The sequence below is a fragment of the Aquabacterium sp. A3 genome, from assembly GCF_038069945.1.
Lineage (GTDB): Bacteria > Pseudomonadota > Gammaproteobacteria > Burkholderiales > Burkholderiaceae_C > Aquabacterium.
On the sequence record NZ_JBBPEV010000001.1, the window covers coordinates 1,896,423 to 1,912,388 of the forward strand.

General features: G+C 65.9%; 9 protein-coding genes. All 9 read left to right on the forward strand.

What is annotated here, in order from left to right; all coding sequences use genetic code 11:
• The 9 genes from WNB94_RS08300 (at position 1) to WNB94_RS08340 (ending at position 15,947) form a co-directional block, all read left to right on the forward strand.
• The gene (locus WNB94_RS08300; RefSeq protein WP_341389623.1) at positions 1-762 is read left to right on the forward strand and encodes a DUF3304 domain-containing protein; all 762 of its coding nucleotides are present in this window, start codon (positions 1-3) and stop codon (positions 760-762) included.
• Positions 759-2,858 carry a Tle1 family T6SS lipase effector gene (locus WNB94_RS08305; RefSeq protein WP_341389625.1) on the forward strand — a complete coding sequence of 700 codons (2,100 nt, stop codon included), beginning with the start codon at positions 759-761 and terminating at the stop codon, positions 2,856-2,858. The genes WNB94_RS08300 and WNB94_RS08305 overlap by 4 nt, the downstream gene beginning before the upstream one ends.
• A gap of 50 nt (positions 2,859-2,908) precedes the next feature.
• Complete coding sequence (locus tag WNB94_RS08310) at positions 2,909-3,106, forward strand: hypothetical protein (RefSeq protein ID WP_341389627.1); 198 nt, start codon at positions 2,909-2,911, stop codon at positions 3,104-3,106.
• Positions 3,103-4,440, forward strand: coding sequence for a T6SS immunity protein Tli4 family protein (locus tag WNB94_RS08315; RefSeq protein WP_341389628.1), 1,338 nt, complete (start codon positions 3,103-3,105; stop codon positions 4,438-4,440). The genes WNB94_RS08310 and WNB94_RS08315 overlap by 4 nt, the downstream gene beginning before the upstream one ends.
• 139 nt (positions 4,441-4,579) lie before the next feature.
• Entirely contained in the window at positions 4,580-5,197 is a 618-nt protein-coding gene (locus tag WNB94_RS08320) for a nucleotide-binding protein (protein WP_341389629.1), read from the forward strand.
• 4 nt (positions 5,198-5,201) lie between these two features.
• Positions 5,202-7,079: a sensor histidine kinase gene (locus WNB94_RS08325; RefSeq protein WP_341389630.1), complete on the forward strand. Its 1,878-nt coding sequence runs from the start codon at positions 5,202-5,204 to the stop codon at positions 7,077-7,079.
• The gene (locus tag WNB94_RS08330; protein WP_341389631.1) at positions 7,076-7,747 is read left to right on the forward strand and encodes a response regulator transcription factor; all 672 of its coding nucleotides are present in this window, start codon (positions 7,076-7,078) and stop codon (positions 7,745-7,747) included. The genes WNB94_RS08325 and WNB94_RS08330 overlap by 4 nt, the downstream gene beginning before the upstream one ends.
• A gap of 193 nt (positions 7,748-7,940) precedes the next feature.
• Positions 7,941-9,725, forward strand: coding sequence for a ShlB/FhaC/HecB family hemolysin secretion/activation protein (locus WNB94_RS08335; RefSeq protein ID WP_341389633.1), 1,785 nt, complete (start codon positions 7,941-7,943; stop codon positions 9,723-9,725).
• Between the two features lie 24 nt (positions 9,726-9,749).
• The gene (locus WNB94_RS08340; protein WP_341389634.1) at positions 9,750-15,947 is read left to right on the forward strand and encodes a YDG domain-containing protein; all 6,198 of its coding nucleotides are present in this window, start codon (positions 9,750-9,752) and stop codon (positions 15,945-15,947) included.
• The last annotated feature ends 19 nt before the right edge of the window (positions 15,948-15,966 follow it).

Genomic DNA, 15,966 nt, shown 5'->3' on the forward strand with positions numbered 1-15,966 from the left:
ATGCCACCGCTCTCACATTTGACAGCCTGCCATTGGGCGCGTGCAGCCAGCACCTCACTGTGCATCGTGCTGGCCTCGCTGCTGCCATCGGCATGCGCGCGCACCGGTGACACGGTCGGCGTTTCTGTGTCTGCCATCAATTACACCGATCAGGAGCTCAACGGCTTCATCTTTGAACAACCTGGCGACGAGACAAAGGTAGCTGGCGGTGTTCCAGTCAGACCGTTTCAAGGAGCAGGACAGATGTGCTGCTTCAGCCTGCCCGCAAAGTGGCACCCAGGCATCAAAGTTCAACTGGAGTACGACTGGTGGCAGGGCGCCGACAAGCCCCGTCAGTACATCACCAAAGAGTTCGAGGTGCCGCCCTACCCTGATGGCCAGGTTGGCACGCTATGGGCCTTGTTTTACCAAGATGGCAGCGTCGAAGTCGTTTCCAGCGACTTCGCTCCCGGACACGAGAAGTGGCCGGGAAAGATCAATGGTGGCCCGACCCCCACGCTGGAATACCGCCGCAAGGTCTGGCAAGAGGACTATGACCAAGAGGCGTCTTTGCTGCCTTATTACGACAGCCTAGCCAAGGGACCCAGTGAGCAACAACTGATTGATGCTTGGAAGGTCATGGCAGAACGGCAGAGTGAAAAGTTGGGAGGCTTTACAGGTGCAAATGACCCCAAGTTCAGAGAGATGCTGATCGAGCGAGGCAAAGACGGCGCAATCTCGCTTCGGCAGCAGTTGGCAGAAATGGAAATGCACAAGCCATGAGCATGCAAACAGCATTGATTTCTACGTTGGACGTGCAGTCAAACTCTGATCCGACGAGCTTTGAGCGCTTTTTCTCCCAGGCCGAGCGAGAAGTACTAAAGGACAAATTCCAGAAGCCTAGAGAAACCGTCCCCCTCTGCCAACCCGGCAAGTCCTGCGAGAACAACCTGTTCCTGGGATTCTTCTTTGACGGCACGCGCAACAACTACGCCACCAGCTTCAAAGCCAAGAACAACACGTTCTCCAACGTTGCTCGACTATTCGACGCGTTCCCTGGCGAAATCATTGCGCCAAAGACCGTAAAAGCGTCGGCAGAGCCATGGCCAAATGCGGGCATGTTCTCCAACTACCTCCGCATCTACACCCCTGGCGTCGGCACACCGTTCGAAGAGATCAAAGACTCCGGCGAGGGCCTTGATGCCACCATGGGCGCGGCCACCGCGCGTTGGGGTGAGCGCCGCCTGGTGTGGGCCTTGTGCCAAGCCATCAATGCGGTGCACCTCTACCTGACCAAAGAGACCTTTGTCAAACCTCAGCAAGTGCTGTTGCTGGCCGATCAGATCCAACTGGATGGCGAGCAACTCAGACACCAGCCCAGTCGATGGCAGGTGTTGTTCTATGGTCCCAAAGCCAAGGACTTTCTCCAGCGTCTGCTGGAATCTTGGCACCAAGCCATTCGCGCCCACATGCCCGAGAGGGTCACCGGCAAACCGCCCAAGATCGATCCGGGAATCGTCAAACACATTTACGTCAGTGCCTTTGGCTTCTCGCGAGGTGCGACGGCAGCCCGCGCTTACACCAATTGGCTGCTGGCCCTGTGCGAGCTGGATGCCCAGCTCACCGGGCAAACGGGTTACACCTTGGGCGGATTCCCTGTGACCTTTGACTTTCTGGGTGTGTTCGACACGGTGGCCTCTGTGGGTACGGCGGGCATTGCGCCCAACCGCCTCGGCACCGGGCACGGGGCTTGGGCTGATCCCGAGCGCTCATTGCGTGTGCCGGCCGAGGTCAAATGCCTGCACATCGTCTCAGCCCACGAGGTGCGCCGGTGCTTCCCGCTGGACGCGATCTCGGTGCGCGGGGCCCTGGCGGCCGGACACCGCGAGATCATCATGCCAGGGGTGCATTCAGACGTAGGCGGCGGGTATGCCCCTGGCGAGCAGGGGCGCAGCGTGGACCCGCAAGGCTCAGACATGCTGTCTCGTGTGGCATTGGCCTTGATGTACCGAGAAGCCCGGTTGTCTGGCGCACCCTTGAAACTGGAGAAAGCGGCGCCCGTGTCCAAGCAGCGTTTCGCGGTGCACCCCGACGTCATCCATGCGCTCAACGCCTACATCGAGGCGTGCAAGGTGCGAACCGGCAGCTTCCGCGCCATCATGCGTGACCAGATGCGATGGAGCATCTTGTGGCGCAAAGGTCTGGCCGGCAAGATGGCCAGCACGGCCAGCGTTCGGCGCGCCGCACCCGCAGATCAAAACGACATCCACAGCGCCGATCAGGAGTTTGTCGCAGAGATCGCCGCCTTCGAGGCCTGGAGGAAAGAGCCCACGTACACCAAGCCGGTGCTCGCTTGCCCCAAGCCCGAAATGGGCATCTGCATCGACATGGAGGCAACGATCAGCAACCTGCCTGGCATCGACCCGGAGCGCCTGCCGGAATGGAAGGACATCGCGGCCTTCTGGCATGACGCAGAGATGCCCGCCGCCGTCGCACGCCTGCTCGAACACTTCGTGCACGACTCGCGTGCCTGGTTCAAGCTCATGCCTGGCTCCACCGAGGCAGGTGATGTCGAGAAGGAACTCAAGCAATGGGTGAGGCTGTACGACAACCACATCGCCATTCAGAAAGACCCCGTGGCGCTGGGTTTGGCAGGCGGCTACGTGCCCACGCCATTGAGCAAGGATCAGATCGAGTGGGTCAGGGCGTACAAGCAAACCGGCAAGATACCGTCGATGAAAACCACCGGACGCGAGCCATTCGAGTTGGGCGCCGGCTACCTGCGCTTCAGGCGCGTTTACACCGGCGCCAGCCACTGGCGGCTGACACGGGCAGAGCCTGCCTTGCCAGCCCATGACGCGATGCTGGCGACAGGCTGAACACCGCTGGTCCACAGTGTCGGCTGTCTTCACACCCTGAGGAGCACAGCATGCCGGTGATCGTGGTCGCCAACCCCAGGGGAGGCGTGGGCAAGTCCATGCTGTTGAGCAACATCGCAGGCTTCAACCTGACCGTGATCGCCTTTGAAGACAAGGTGTCGCCTCCCACCATGGTGGGGCAAACCACCGCCTCGGATGAAGCGGTGGCCACCAACCATCCAAGCAACGCAGAAAGCAGCACCGCATGAGGGCTCGCAGTATCTTGATCGGGCTGGGCGCCTCGGTGGCGCTCCTTCTGAGCGCATGCAAAACGTCCAACGCTGACGATGCCCCCCCCAGGCCCCACCCTTCCGCCAAAGACTTGGCCCAGGCGCTGAACACTGCCTATCGCCCGTCACCCTCAAGTCATCTGGAATGCCTCGGTCGCCTGGTCTTCAACGTCGATGGACTGATGACCTGGGCGTTGAGTGCCAACACACGACAGGACCATAAGGGAAATGTTCCAGTTCTGTCGTGGGAAATCCGCAGCGGCGACGAGGCACTGGACTATGGCGGCAACCGTGACCTGACCATCCTGATCTACCCCGGCGCCACACGTGAGCAAATGGAGGAGGAGTACCAGGAGAAGGCGGATGCCCATATTGGCGTTGCAAAGAAGCTTGCTGAACAGATTGAGCTTGAAGAAAGACTCGCCGTAAAAGCGAAAGAAAGAGCACGTACGAACCCAGATCCTCGCCTAACTCCAGAAGATTACAGGCATGCGGCAGCCGTGCGCGCCGAAGACATTGCCTCACTCAAACGACGGCTTGCTGACGCCCAAAAGGGGAGCGACGTGATGGACTTTGGCCTGCCCGACAGAAAGGGACTCGGCGGAAAGCGCAGCTTCCTTGGATTCATCTGGAGCGACGGCGTCTATTACCGCTTTGCAATGATCAATGATTCGCGGGACACCCGCAGCGATGCCGAACGCAAAGCCTGGTTCATCGATGTCATGAAGCGCTTCAGGCCCCGCAAGCTCTACGAGGTGCCCAAGGAGCGCGGCGTGTGCGTGCCTTACGGCTTCTTTCCCGATAACGGCACGGTGCCCTTTCACACGGTGGCGGGCTTTCGCTACAACGACCGGCCCAACGTGCTGTATGTGATCAACACCCAAGTGGTCGGCCAAGCACCGGTGGACAACACCTTGTTCATCGCCACTTCACGCGCTTCAGTAGGGCTGCTGGCGGGCTTCGCCAACGAGGAGGTGGCCAAGCTGATCAAGCAACGCATCGGCCCACGTCGTGCCCACATTGGCGAGCTGGCCGCCGAGCAAGGTGGTGCGGTGGTGCGTCTGACGGATGGCGATCGCCAGTTCGACAACTACAGCGTCTACACCGGCTACATGGGTTGGATGGATTCCCACATCCTGCCCTTCGTCGCCGTGGACATGCGCAGCTTCACCCAGGCAGAAACCGCGCAGTCGCCGATCGAGAAGCTCAAGACCGATCCACCGCCGTTCGAGGAGAGCAAGGCGCGGCTCGATGCGCTGCTCAAGAGCGTTCGCTTACGCCCGACCGATCCGCCCATGCTCGCGCAGCCCTGAACGTGCTCACCCGGCAGACGCCCCCCTGCCGCTTGACGAGCCACTGACGGCCTTGGGTTGAGCCTTCTCCCAACGCCTGGAGGGCTGTCACGCCCATGGTCCACAATGTCGGCTGTCTTCACACCCTGAGGAGCACAGCATGCCGGTGATCGTGGTCGCCAACCCCAAGGGAGGCGTGGGCAAGTCCACGCTGTCGAGCAACATCGCGGGCTACTTCGCCAGCCGGGGGCACCAGGTGATGCTGGGTGACATCGACCGCCAGCAGTCCTCGCGGCTGTGGCTGGCGTTGCGCCCGGCCGAGCTGCCCCCGATCCAGAGCTGGGACATCAGCAAGGACCAGCTGGCGCGGCCGCCCAAGGGCACCACCCACGTGGTGCTGGACACGCCCGCGGGCCTGCATGGCAAGGGGCTGGAGGCCGTGATGAAACTGGCCGACAAGGTGTTGATCCCCATCCAGGCCAGTGTGTTCGACATCTACCCGGCCAAGGCCTTTGTGGACCAGTTGCTGCAGCACAAGCGCGCCGGCAAGACCGACGTGGCCGTGGTGGGCAACCGCGTGAAAGACCACACCCGCGCCACCGAGCACCTGGGGCAGTTTCTGCAAACCCTGGGCGTGCCCACGCTGGCCATGCTGCGCGACACCCAGAACTACGCCCACCTGGCTGCTCATGGCCTGAGCCTGTGGGATGTGCCAACGGGGCGGGTCGAGAAGGATCTGACCCAATGGGCCGCGATCACGGCCTGGCTGGACGCCTGAGCCCGTGCCCAGGCTGAGCTGGGGTCTGGTGTGGCTGGTGGCCATGCTCATGCCCGCCTTGGTCTGGGCGGGCGATCTGGTCACCGAGCGGGCCTGGCTGGTCGACGCCACGCGGCAGCAAACGGTGGCACAGGTGTCAGGGCGCGTGGACGGCTGGCAAAGCGCGCCCGACATCCTCTCACGTGGCTACACCGATGACACCTTGTGGCTGAGACTGCAGGTGATGGTGCCCCGCGCGGGCGATGCCCTGGTGGTGCGTGTGCGTCCCAGCTTCCTGGATCGGGTGACGGTGTACCTGCCGGATCCGGCTCGCCCTGGGGCATGGCTGGCGCGTGAGACAGGAGACACCCTGCCTGCCGACACCCGTGACCGGGCCTCGGCGGCGCTGGCCGTGGTCTGGCAACCTGGCCAGGCGGGCCTGCAGACGGTGTACCTGCAGGTGCGCACGACCAGTTCGCAGATGATCGCCGTCCAGGTGTTGAGTCCACGCGATGCCCAGCGCCTGGATCACCAACTGGATCTCTTCCTGATCACCTACCTCAGCGTGATGCTGGCGATGGGCCTGTGGGGCCTCTTTGACCACGTCCAGCAACCTCACCCGCTGAACTGGTGGTTCATGGCCACCCAGACCAACGCCGTGTTGTTTGCCCTGTCGGTGCTGGGCTACATGGCCGTGCTGCTGCCCTCGGGGCTGTCCGCCGTGGGCCACGATCTCACCAGCGTGACGGTCTGCCTGTCCACCATGCTGCACCTGGGCTTCTACCGGGCGGCCCTGGCCGAAAACCAGCCGTCGGTGTGGTCTCGCCGTGTGGTGTCCTGGGCCATGGCGCTGTGCCCCGTGCAGCTGGCGCTCATCCTGCTGGGTGACACCCGTCTTGCCGTTGAGAGCAACGCCCTGGTGGCCACCGTGATCGCCATGCCCTTGCTGCTGTGGATGGTGGCCTCGTCCGCACAGAATGGCCTGCTGAGTCGTCGCATCTGGTGGGCGGTTTCCCTGGCCCAGTTGGCCTTGACGGTGCTGGCCTTGCTGCCGCTGCTGGGCTGGCGATCAGCGACACACCTCAACCTTCAGGCCTCGCTGTTCTTCGGCATGAGCAGTGCCATGCTGATGCTGGTGGTGCTGATGCTGCGCTCGCGGCGCGTGCGTCACGTGGCGCGTCGCGACCGCTTGCACCTGGACATGGTGTCTCAGCGCCTGCAACTGGTGCAACAACAGCAGGCCGACCAGCAGCAGTTCCTGGACATGCTGGGCCACGAGCTCAAGACCCCCCTGATGACCATCCGTCTGGCCCAGCACGCACTGCAACGACTGCAACCGGAGGCCGACCCCCAGATCGCCCAGCGGCTGCAGCGCATCGACGCCTCAGCCGCCAGCATGGAGCAGGTGCTGGAGCGGGTGATGGAGGCCAATCGGCTGGGTGACACCACCCTGCCGCTGAATCTTCAGAGCCTGGTGGTGGGTGATGTGGTGAGGGTTGCCCATGCCGCCATGGCCGAGCCCGATCGCTTGCGCTGCCATGGCGCCATGGACCTGCGCGTGCAAACCGACGCTGAGCTCTTGCGGGTCATCGTGAGCAACCTGCTGGACAACGCATGCAAGTACTCGCCGCCCCACAGCCCGGTCACGGCCCGGGTGTCCCTCCATGCGCGCCAGTGGTGCCTGCAGGTGCGCAACGCCGTGGGCAGCGCTGGCGCGCCCGACCCCGAGCAGGTGTTCCGCAAGTACCACCGCGCCGAGGAGGTCAAAGGGCGGCCGGGGGCTGGCCTGGGCCTGTGGCTGGGGCACAATCTGGCGCAACGCCTGGGCGGCACGCTCAGCGTGCAAACGGTGAATGACCATGTGGAGTTCAAACTGTGCCTGCCCTTGACGACACCTCCGTGACTCGTCGGCTGAACGTGCTGGTCGTGGAAGACCATGCGCCACTGCGTGAAGAACTGGTCGAGCACCTGCGGGCCGGCGGGCACACCGTGATCGGGCTGGAATCGCCCCTGGAAATCGACCGGCTGATCGTCCACGAACCCATTGAATTGGTGGTGCTGGACCTGAACCTGCCTTTCGAGGATGGCCTGTCTGTGGCGCGACGGCTGCGGGCCGCCCTGCCCGATCTGGGCATCATCGCGCTGTCAGGGCGCATCCGCAGCGAGCAAAAAGCCGAGGCCTATGCGGACGGGGTGGACATCTACCTGGCCAAGCCGGCCTCGCCCGACGAACTGTCGGCGGCCATCCAGAGCCTGGGGCGGCGGCTGCCGCGCCATGAAGACGCCAGCTGGCACCTGGATGTGGAGCGCCAGGTGCTTCGCAACCCACAGGGCCAGAGCGTGTCCCTCACCGGGGGCGAGGTGGCCCTGCTACAGGCCATGGCCATGGCGCCCGAGCGCGTGCTGGACTCGGCTGAAATCGAGCGCCTGGACATCAGCAGCAAGCGCGGCCTGGAGTCCTCCATCAGCCGCCTGCGCCACAAACTCACGCCCTTGGCAGGTGACGCCCCCTGCATCAAGGTGCTGTGGGGGCGAGGCTACCAACTGCTGCTGAAGCTCAGCATCGCCTGAATCGGCCGCCGGACTGACGTCTTTTTGACGCAGTGCGCTTGTTCTACTTGTGAACTCGATCACGCCGCGGCGCAGGCATCGTCGGATAAGCGGGCAAGTCGTGCAGCACTTCCATTTTCTGCGAGGATTTGCGAGTTTTGCGTGATCCGGGGTCTCTAGATTCTGTGTTGTTCGAACACAGGATCGCGTCCCCATGCCTTCGCCCCACTCCCTTCGTTTGCAGCCCCTGGCCCGTCATCTGGCCACCTTGGGCTGCCTGCTGGCCACCCTGCCCCACATGGCACAGGCCGATCCAGCGGTGCCCAATGCCGGGCAATTGCTGAACCAGCAACAACGCGCGGGCAGCACACCACTGGCGCCGGCGACCGAATCGGCGCCAGCGGTCGATGACCAGCGCCATGGCGACGCGCAGACCGGGGCCACCGCGGCCAGCACCTTGAGCGCCATGATCCGCGAGGTGCGCTTTGTCGGCGCAGACCATCTGCTGCCGCCCTCGGAGTTGCAAGCGGTGGTGCAGCCCGCGCTCAACCGCGAACACAGCCATGCGCAGCTCCAGCAACTGGCCCAGCAGGTGACCGAGCGGCTGCGTCAAGCGGGCTGGGTGGTGGCACGGGCCTTCCTGCCACGCCAGGACCTGAGCGACGGCGTGCTCACGATCGAGGTGCTGGATGGGCGCCTGCAGTCGGGGCCCGAACGCATCGTCTTGAAAGCCGAGACGCGCATGGACCCACAGCGCTTGCGGGCCATAGCCGAGCACGCGCTGCCAGCTCAGCAAGCCCTGCGTCAGGCCGATCTGGAGCGTGCCATGCTGCTGCTCAATGACCAGCCCGGGGTGCGCGCGCGCGCCGTGATCGAGCGAGGCGCTGAACCTGGCAGCAGCCGGGTGGCCATCAGCGCCACCCAGGCACCCGTGACGCAGGTGACCATGGGCCTGGACAACTTTGGTGGTCGCAGCACCGGCACCGAGCGGGTCACCGGCACACTGCGGCTGCTGGACCCCAGCGGGCGCGGCGACACGCTGACCTTCTCCACCACGCTGAGCGAAGGCGCGCAAACGCTGGCGGCGGCCTACAGCCTGCCCCTCACGCCACAGGGCCTGCAGGCGATGGTGTCGGCCACGCACCTGGTGTATGAGGTGGGCGGCGCCCTGGAGCCCCTGAAACTCGAAGGCAGCGCCACCACTGCGGCTCTGGGCTTGAGTTATCCGATCGTGCGCAGCCGCGAACGCAACCTGTATGTGCAAGGGTTGCTGGAGCACAAACAACTGCTCGATGACGCGCTGGGGCAAAACATCCGTGACCGTCGGCTCTCCAACGCCAGCGTGGGACTGAGTGGCAACGTCTCGGACGACGTGCTGGGCGGCGGTGTCAGCACGGGCAGCACCGCCTTGACCATCGGACACGTCAATCTGGACGGCAACGCGGCCAACCAGCTCGGCGACACCAACAGCGCCCGCACCCAGGGCAGCTTCAGCAAGCTGGCCGTCAACCTGAACCGCTTCCAGAACCTGGGTATCAGCGAGGACTGGATCGCCTTCCTCGGCCTGTCGGGCCAGTGGAGCAGCGGCAACCTGGACTCGGCCGAGAAGTTCATCCTGGGCGGCCCCAATGGCGTGCGCGCCTACCCGGTGGGCGAGGCCGCCGGCGACAGCGGCTTCCTGGCCACGCTGGAGCTGCGCCGCAAGCTGCCCATGCCGTGGGTCGATCAAGCGCAAGTGCTGCTGTTCGTCGACTTCGGGCACATCAAGCTGAACAACGAACCCTGGGTGGGCGCGGTCAACACCGCCACCGGCAGCAACCGCTACAGCCTCAAGGGCTGGGGCGTGGGCCTGAACCTGTCCAAGGACAAATGGGCCGTGCAAAGCGCCGTGGCCGCCACCCTGGGCGACAACCCCGGTCGCTCGCTGGATGGGCAAAACGCCGATGGCCGTGACAGCGATGTCCGCGCCTGGCTGCAAGCCTCCCGCGTTTTCGATTGAGCCTTATTTTCTGCGAGTACAGACATGACCGCTGCTTCCCTGAACCACGTCTATCGCCTCGTGTGGAATGAGGTGTCCCAATCCTTTGTGGCCGTGAGCGAGCACACCCGGGGCCGCGGCAAGCGCAGCCGACGCGGGGCGGTGGCCGCCGTGGTGCTGAGCCTGGGTGCGTTGGCGGGTGCCCACGCCCAGCAGGCCCCGCCCGCAGGCGCCTTGCCCACCCAGGGCCAGATCGTGGGCGGACAAGGCCAGATCCAGTCCGGGGCTCAGCAAACCACCATCCGGCAAGACAGCTCGCGCCTGCTGATCAACTGGGGCAGCTTCAACATCGGCGCGGATGCGCGGGTGCAGTTCGTGCAACCGGGCCGCGACAGCGTGGCCTTGAACCGGGTCACGGGCGGCGGGGTTTCGACCATCCTGGGCCAGCTCAGCGGCAACGGACAGGTGTGGCTGCTGAACCCGGCGGGCATCGTGTTCGGGCACAGCGCCCAGGTGGATGTGGGCGGGCTGGTGGCCTCCACCCTCTCGCTGAGCAACGCTGACTTCCTGGCTGGGCGTCACCAGTTCAGTGGCGCCACGAGCGGTCGCGTCGAAAACCACGGCCGCCTGACGGCCGATGGCGGCTACATCGCCTTGCTGGGCACCCAGGTGCACAACACGGGCACCATCCAGACCCCCCAGGGCCACACCGCCCTGGCCGCCGGCAACGGCATCACCCTGAGCCTGGGCGCCGATGACCTGATCGGCGTGCGGGTGGACCAGGCCGCCGTGAACGCCCTGGTGCAGCACAGCGGCAGCATCCTGGCCGATGGCGGTGTGGTCACCTTGAGTGCACGCGGGGCGCAGGCCCTGATGAACGAGGTCATCAACACCAGCGGCGTGATCGAGGCCCGGGGGCTGAGCGCCCACGGCGGGCGCATTGTGCTGGACGGTGGGCCCGAGGAGGGCATAGTGCGCGTCAGCGGCCGATTGGACGCATCGGCCGCCCAGGGCGTGGGCGGCGACATCGCCATCACGGGTCGACACATCCGTCTGGAGGGGGATGGCACGGTCTTGAACGCCTCGGGGCGTGATGGCGGCGGACAGATCCATGTGGGCGGTGGCTACCAGGGGCGCGACGCCCGCTACGCCAACGCCACCACGGTGGACGTGGCCGCTGGGGTGCGGGCCGATGCCCGGGCCACAGGCGTGGGTGACGGCGGCCAGGTGGTGTTCTGGTCGGACGACCGCACACGCTTTGCCGGCCAGATCGACATCCGTGGCGGCGACCAGGGCGGCAACGGGGGCCTGGCCGAGGTGTCGGGCCTGAAGCACCTGTCTTACCAGGGGCGCACCGACGCCACGGCGGCGCAGGGCCGCACGGGTGATCTGCTGCTGGACCCGGCCACCATCTCCATCCAGGTGGGCAGCGCCACCGGCGACATCTCGGGCGACACGGTGACCGTGGCCGACCTGGAGGCACAGAACGCCAACGTGCTGCTGCAGGCCACAGGCACCATCACGTTTGGCGACCTGTCGCTCAATGGAGGTGATGGACGGCTGAGCATGGCCAACAACGTCAGCCTGCGCGTGGAGGCAGGCACGTCCGGCAGCGGCAGCATCAACTTTCAGAACATCAACAACACCATCGAGGTGTTCGGCACCGGCAGCATCATGATGGTGGCCGGCAGCACGGGCAGCGGCCAGATCAACAACGTGGCCAACCTGATCGCCCACGGCAGCGGCACCAACCCAGGCACCTTGCCCACCCACAACGTCACCTCGGTGGGCAGCGGTACACCAGGGGCTGGCTCGGTGACGCTCTTCGGCGCAGATGGCCTGACGATCGGTGGCGCCATCACCACCAACGGGGGCTATGTGCGCCTGTGGGGCGACTCCGACAACGCCAGCGGCGGTGGCTTGACGCTGTCATCGCCCATCATCACCAATGGCGGCAACCTGTACCTGTCCACCGGCACCAGCCCGGTCAACCTCAACAGCGACATGACGCTGGGCACCGGCCGCATCTTCTTCCGTGCCGATGGCAGCCACACCTCGGGCACCAAGGTTCTGGGCGGCACGCTTCGCGCCAGCGGCGATGTGGATGTGGACACCAACTTCCAGATGAACGCCGGGGCCAGCATCCTGACCGACGGCGTCATTCGCCTGTCCAGCACCGTCAACCTCAACACGGGGGCGGGCGTGCTCACCTTGCGCGGCTCGTCCATCGACTTCACGGGCGCCACGCTGCAGAACCTGAGCACGGCCTCCATCCGGCTGGAGCCGGCAGATGCCAGCGTGAACATGGTGCTGGGTGATGCCAGCGGCTTTGCCTCGGCCAGCACGCTGGCCGCGCTGCCCGGCATCCTCAACCTGACCATCGGCCGCACCGACGGCACCGGCACGATCTCCGTGCCCACCGGCGGCTTCTCTTTCGACGCCAGCGGCACGCTGGAGCTGGTGAACAACACCGTGACCATCGGCACGGTGGGCAACAGCGCGGCCACCCTGGTCAACACCACGGGTAACATCACCATCACCAGCGACAACATCAACGTGGTGCAGGCCGTGACGGCCAATGGGGGGGCCGGCAAGGTCACGTTGCGGCAGCAAACCGCCGCCAACGAATTGCGCCTGGGCAGCGGCCTGAGCAACAGCTCGGTCGGGCAGATCAACGCCTCCACCCTGGCCGTTGGCCGAGCCGATGGCGGCAACCTGGTCTTTGACAGCGACATCACCACCACGGCCACCTCGGTGCACCTGCTGAGCGGTCAGCGGGTGGAGGGGGTCAATGGCGGGGTCTCGGCCGCCAACCTGGCGGTGACCGCCGGCGGCGGGGCCACCATCAGCGACAGCGCCTTCGACTTCACCACCCTGGCGGCCAGCCTGGGCGGCAGCACCGACAGCAGCATCACCAGCAGCAGCGCCAGCTGGGGGCTGGGCACGGTGGATGGCGTATCGGGCCTGACGCGCCAAAGCGGTGCCACCGGCGCTGCCACCCTGACGGCCAGCGACACCCTGACGCTGAACGCGCCGATCAACTTCAACAACACGGCCACCACGCTGAACCTGCGGGCCAACACCATCGCGGCCGCCAGCGCCACGGTCAGCAACCAGGCGCTGGCCACCGTGACCCTGGACCGCGCCAGCGTCGGCACCCTCACGGTGGGCGGCACCGCCGGGGCCATCCAGCAAGCCTCGCTGGCCCGCTTCAACAACGTGAGCCAGATCATCGTGGGCGACACCAGCCGCGCCCTGGAGGTGGTGGGCAACGTCAGCGTGGCGGTGGGCAACCGCCTCACGCTGCAAGGCCAGACCGTGACCGGCATCAGTGGCAGCAACACCCTGGCCACCACGGCCGGCTCGATGAAGGTCGAGGCCGCCACGGGTGGTTTGGCCCTGAATGCCAACGTGACCGCTGCGGGCACCCTGATCCTGACCGAGGGCGACGGCAGCGGCATCTCGGGCAGTGGCACCCTGACCGCCAACCAGGTGGCCCTGCGCACCAGCGGCACCGCCGATCTGGATGACAGCACCCACCAGGTGAGCACCCTGGCCGCCCAAGTGGGCAGTTTGAGCCTGCGCAATGGCCGCGCACTCACGGTGGACACGGTCGACAGCCTGCAGGGCGTGGTGGCCACCGACACGGTGGATGTGCGCACCAGCGGCGCCAGCAGCGACATCACCCTCAACCAGGCGGTGAGCGCCGGCAACAGCAGCCAGGCCGAAGTGGGCGCGCTGCTGGCCAGCAGCCGCCACTTCATCAACAACGCGGGCAGCACCGGCGTTCAAAGCAGCAACGGGGCCTGGCGCGTCTACTCGACCTCCCCGACATCTGACACGCGAGGCGGCCTCGTGGCCGACTTCAAGCAGTACAACGCGACCACGGCCAGCACCGTGCTGGGCACGGGTGACGGCATGCTCTACAGCGTGGCGCCCACGCTGACGGCAGGCCTGACCGGCAGCACCAGCAAGACCTACGACGCCACCACCACCGCCAGCCTGGTGGCCGGCAATTTCACTCTCAGCGGCGCCATCGACGGCGACACGGTGGACCTCGACCTGGCCGGCATGGGTGCCACCTACGACACCAAGAACGTGGGCACGGGCAAAACCGTCACGGCCACCGGCCTGGCCCTGGACGCCGCCAGCAATGGCGCCACCACCGTGTATGGCTACCAGCTGGCCAGCACCAGCGCCAATGGGGCCATTGGCAGCATCACCCGGCGCAGCATCGCCGTGGGTGATCTGAGCGCGAGCAACAAGGTCTATGACGGCAACACCACGGCCAGCCTGGGTCTGGGCAACGCCGTCCTGGGCAGCGACACCGTCACGCTGTCTGGCAGCGGGCAGTTCGACACCAAGCATGTGGGCACGGGCAAGACCGTCACCGTGACGAGTCTGAGCCTGGCCGGTGGCGACGCCGGCAACTACGAACTCGCAGCCACCAGCGGCACCCTCAGCGCCAACATCACGCCCAAGCAACTGACGGTGGGCAGCGCCACCGTGGCCAACAAGGTCTACGACGGCAACACCACCGCCAGCGTCAGCGGCGTGGCCTTGACCGGCGTGGTCGGCGGCGACGACGTGGGCACCACTGCCAGCGGCACCTTCGACAACAAAAACGCCGGTACGGGCAAGACCGTCAGCGTCAGCGGTGTCACGCTCACGGGGGGCGATGCCGGCAACTACACCGTGTCCACCACCTCCTCCAGTGGCACGGCCAACATCACGCCCAAGCAACTGACGGTGGGCGGCGCCACCGTGGCCAACAAGGTCTACGACGGCAACACCACGGCCAGCGTCACCGGCGTGGACCTGACCGGGGTGGTCAGCGGCGACGACGTGGGCACCAGCGCCAGCGGCACGTTCGACACCAAGAACGTGGGCACGGGCAAGACCGTCACCGTCAGTGGTGTCACCCTCACCGGGGGCGATGCGGGCAACTACACCGTGTCCACCGCCTCGTCCAGCGGCACAGCCAACATCACGCCCAAGAACCTCACCGTGGGCGGCGCCACCGTGGCCAACAAGGTCTACGACGGCAACACCACGGCTAGCGTCACCGGCGTGGCCCTGACCGGGGTGGTCAGCGGCGACGACGTGGGCACCAGCGCCAGCGGTACGTTCGACAACAAAAACGCCGGCACGGGCAAGACCGTCACCGTCAGCGGTGTCACGCTCACCGGTGGCGATGCAGGCAACTACACCCTGTCGACCACCTTGAGCACCGGCCAGGCCGACATCGGCCGCAAGACGCTGACCGTCGGCAGCACCACCATCGCCAGCAAGACCTTTGACGGCACGCGCTCAGCGCAGGTCACGGGCATCGGTCTGGACGGCGTGGTCGAGGGCGACACCGTCCAGGCTGGCGGGCAAGGCGAGTTCGCCAACCTCACCGTGGGGCGTGACAAGCTGGTGCTGGTCAGCAGCATCACCCTCTCGGGCGTGGATGCCAACAACTACGCCTTGGCCAGTGCCAGCGCCGACGGGCGTGCAGACATCAACGCGGCCCCCAACTCACCGGGTGTGACCGCCTTGACCAGCGACGCCAGTGGCTCCAATGGCACAGCCACCACGCCGTCCACCGGCGGCGCGGGTGGCAATGAGGCCGGCAATGCGGTCCGTGGCACCACCCAGTCCAGCGCACTGCCCATCGAGGTGGCCAGCGCCGGGGCGGGCACCGGCAGCACCACACAGCCAGGGGGCGGTGCCTCCACCGGCCTGGAGGGCGGCCGCGGCACCAGCACCGCCATGGCACTGGACCTGGGCTCGGTGCTCAGCAGCCAAGGCACCGTCAGCCTGACGCTCGTGGGTCAGGCCAGCCAGCCACCCGTCTCCAGCCCGATGCCGGTGTTCCGCAGCAGTGGCGCCAGTGGCGCCAACGTGCAAAGCGTGGGGCAATACCTGGTGACCGACGCCGGCGACAGTCTGGTGCTGGCCCCCGCAGGCAGCGCCTCCCCCATGCGGCCGGACATGAGCCAGGCAGTGACCAGGTCTGGACAGTCCACCATCCCGGTGGGCAATGGCCTGTCGGCGACCTTGCAGGTGGCGGTGCTGGCCGATGGCACCTTGGCGATCAGTGTGCCGCCTGAAGCCGCCGTGCTGCCCGATGACGCGGTGTCGGCCATGGGCCTGACCGTGGCCAAGCTCGAATTGGGCGTCTCGGTGCGCGACATCCGGGCGGTGGTGCTGACACCCGTCAATGCCGAGGCCCAAGCCGCGCAAGACCCGGACCGCTGAGCCAAGAACGAGGCCGCGA

What these genes read in the sequence shown, in the direction of transcription:
- WNB94_RS08310 (WP_341389627.1), top strand. Translation starts at nt 2,909, where the DNA reads ATGCCGGTGATCGTGGTCGCCAACCCCAGGGGAGGCGTGGGCAAGTCC.
- WNB94_RS08335 (WP_341389633.1), top strand. Translation starts at nt 7,941, where the DNA reads ATGCCTTCGCCCCACTCCCTTCGTTTGCAGCCCCTGGCCCGTCATCTG.
- WNB94_RS08305 (WP_341389625.1), top strand. Translation starts at nt 759, where the DNA reads ATGAGCATGCAAACAGCATTGATTTCTACGTTGGACGTGCAGTCAAAC.
- WNB94_RS08315 (WP_341389628.1), top strand. Translation starts at nt 3,103, where the DNA reads ATGAGGGCTCGCAGTATCTTGATCGGGCTGGGCGCCTCGGTGGCGCTC.
- WNB94_RS08300 (WP_341389623.1), top strand. Translation starts at nt 1, where the DNA reads ATGCCACCGCTCTCACATTTGACAGCCTGCCATTGGGCGCGTGCAGCC.
- WNB94_RS08340 (WP_341389634.1), top strand. Translation starts at nt 9,750, where the DNA reads ATGACCGCTGCTTCCCTGAACCACGTCTATCGCCTCGTGTGGAATGAG.
- WNB94_RS08320 (WP_341389629.1), top strand. Translation starts at nt 4,580, where the DNA reads ATGCCGGTGATCGTGGTCGCCAACCCCAAGGGAGGCGTGGGCAAGTCC.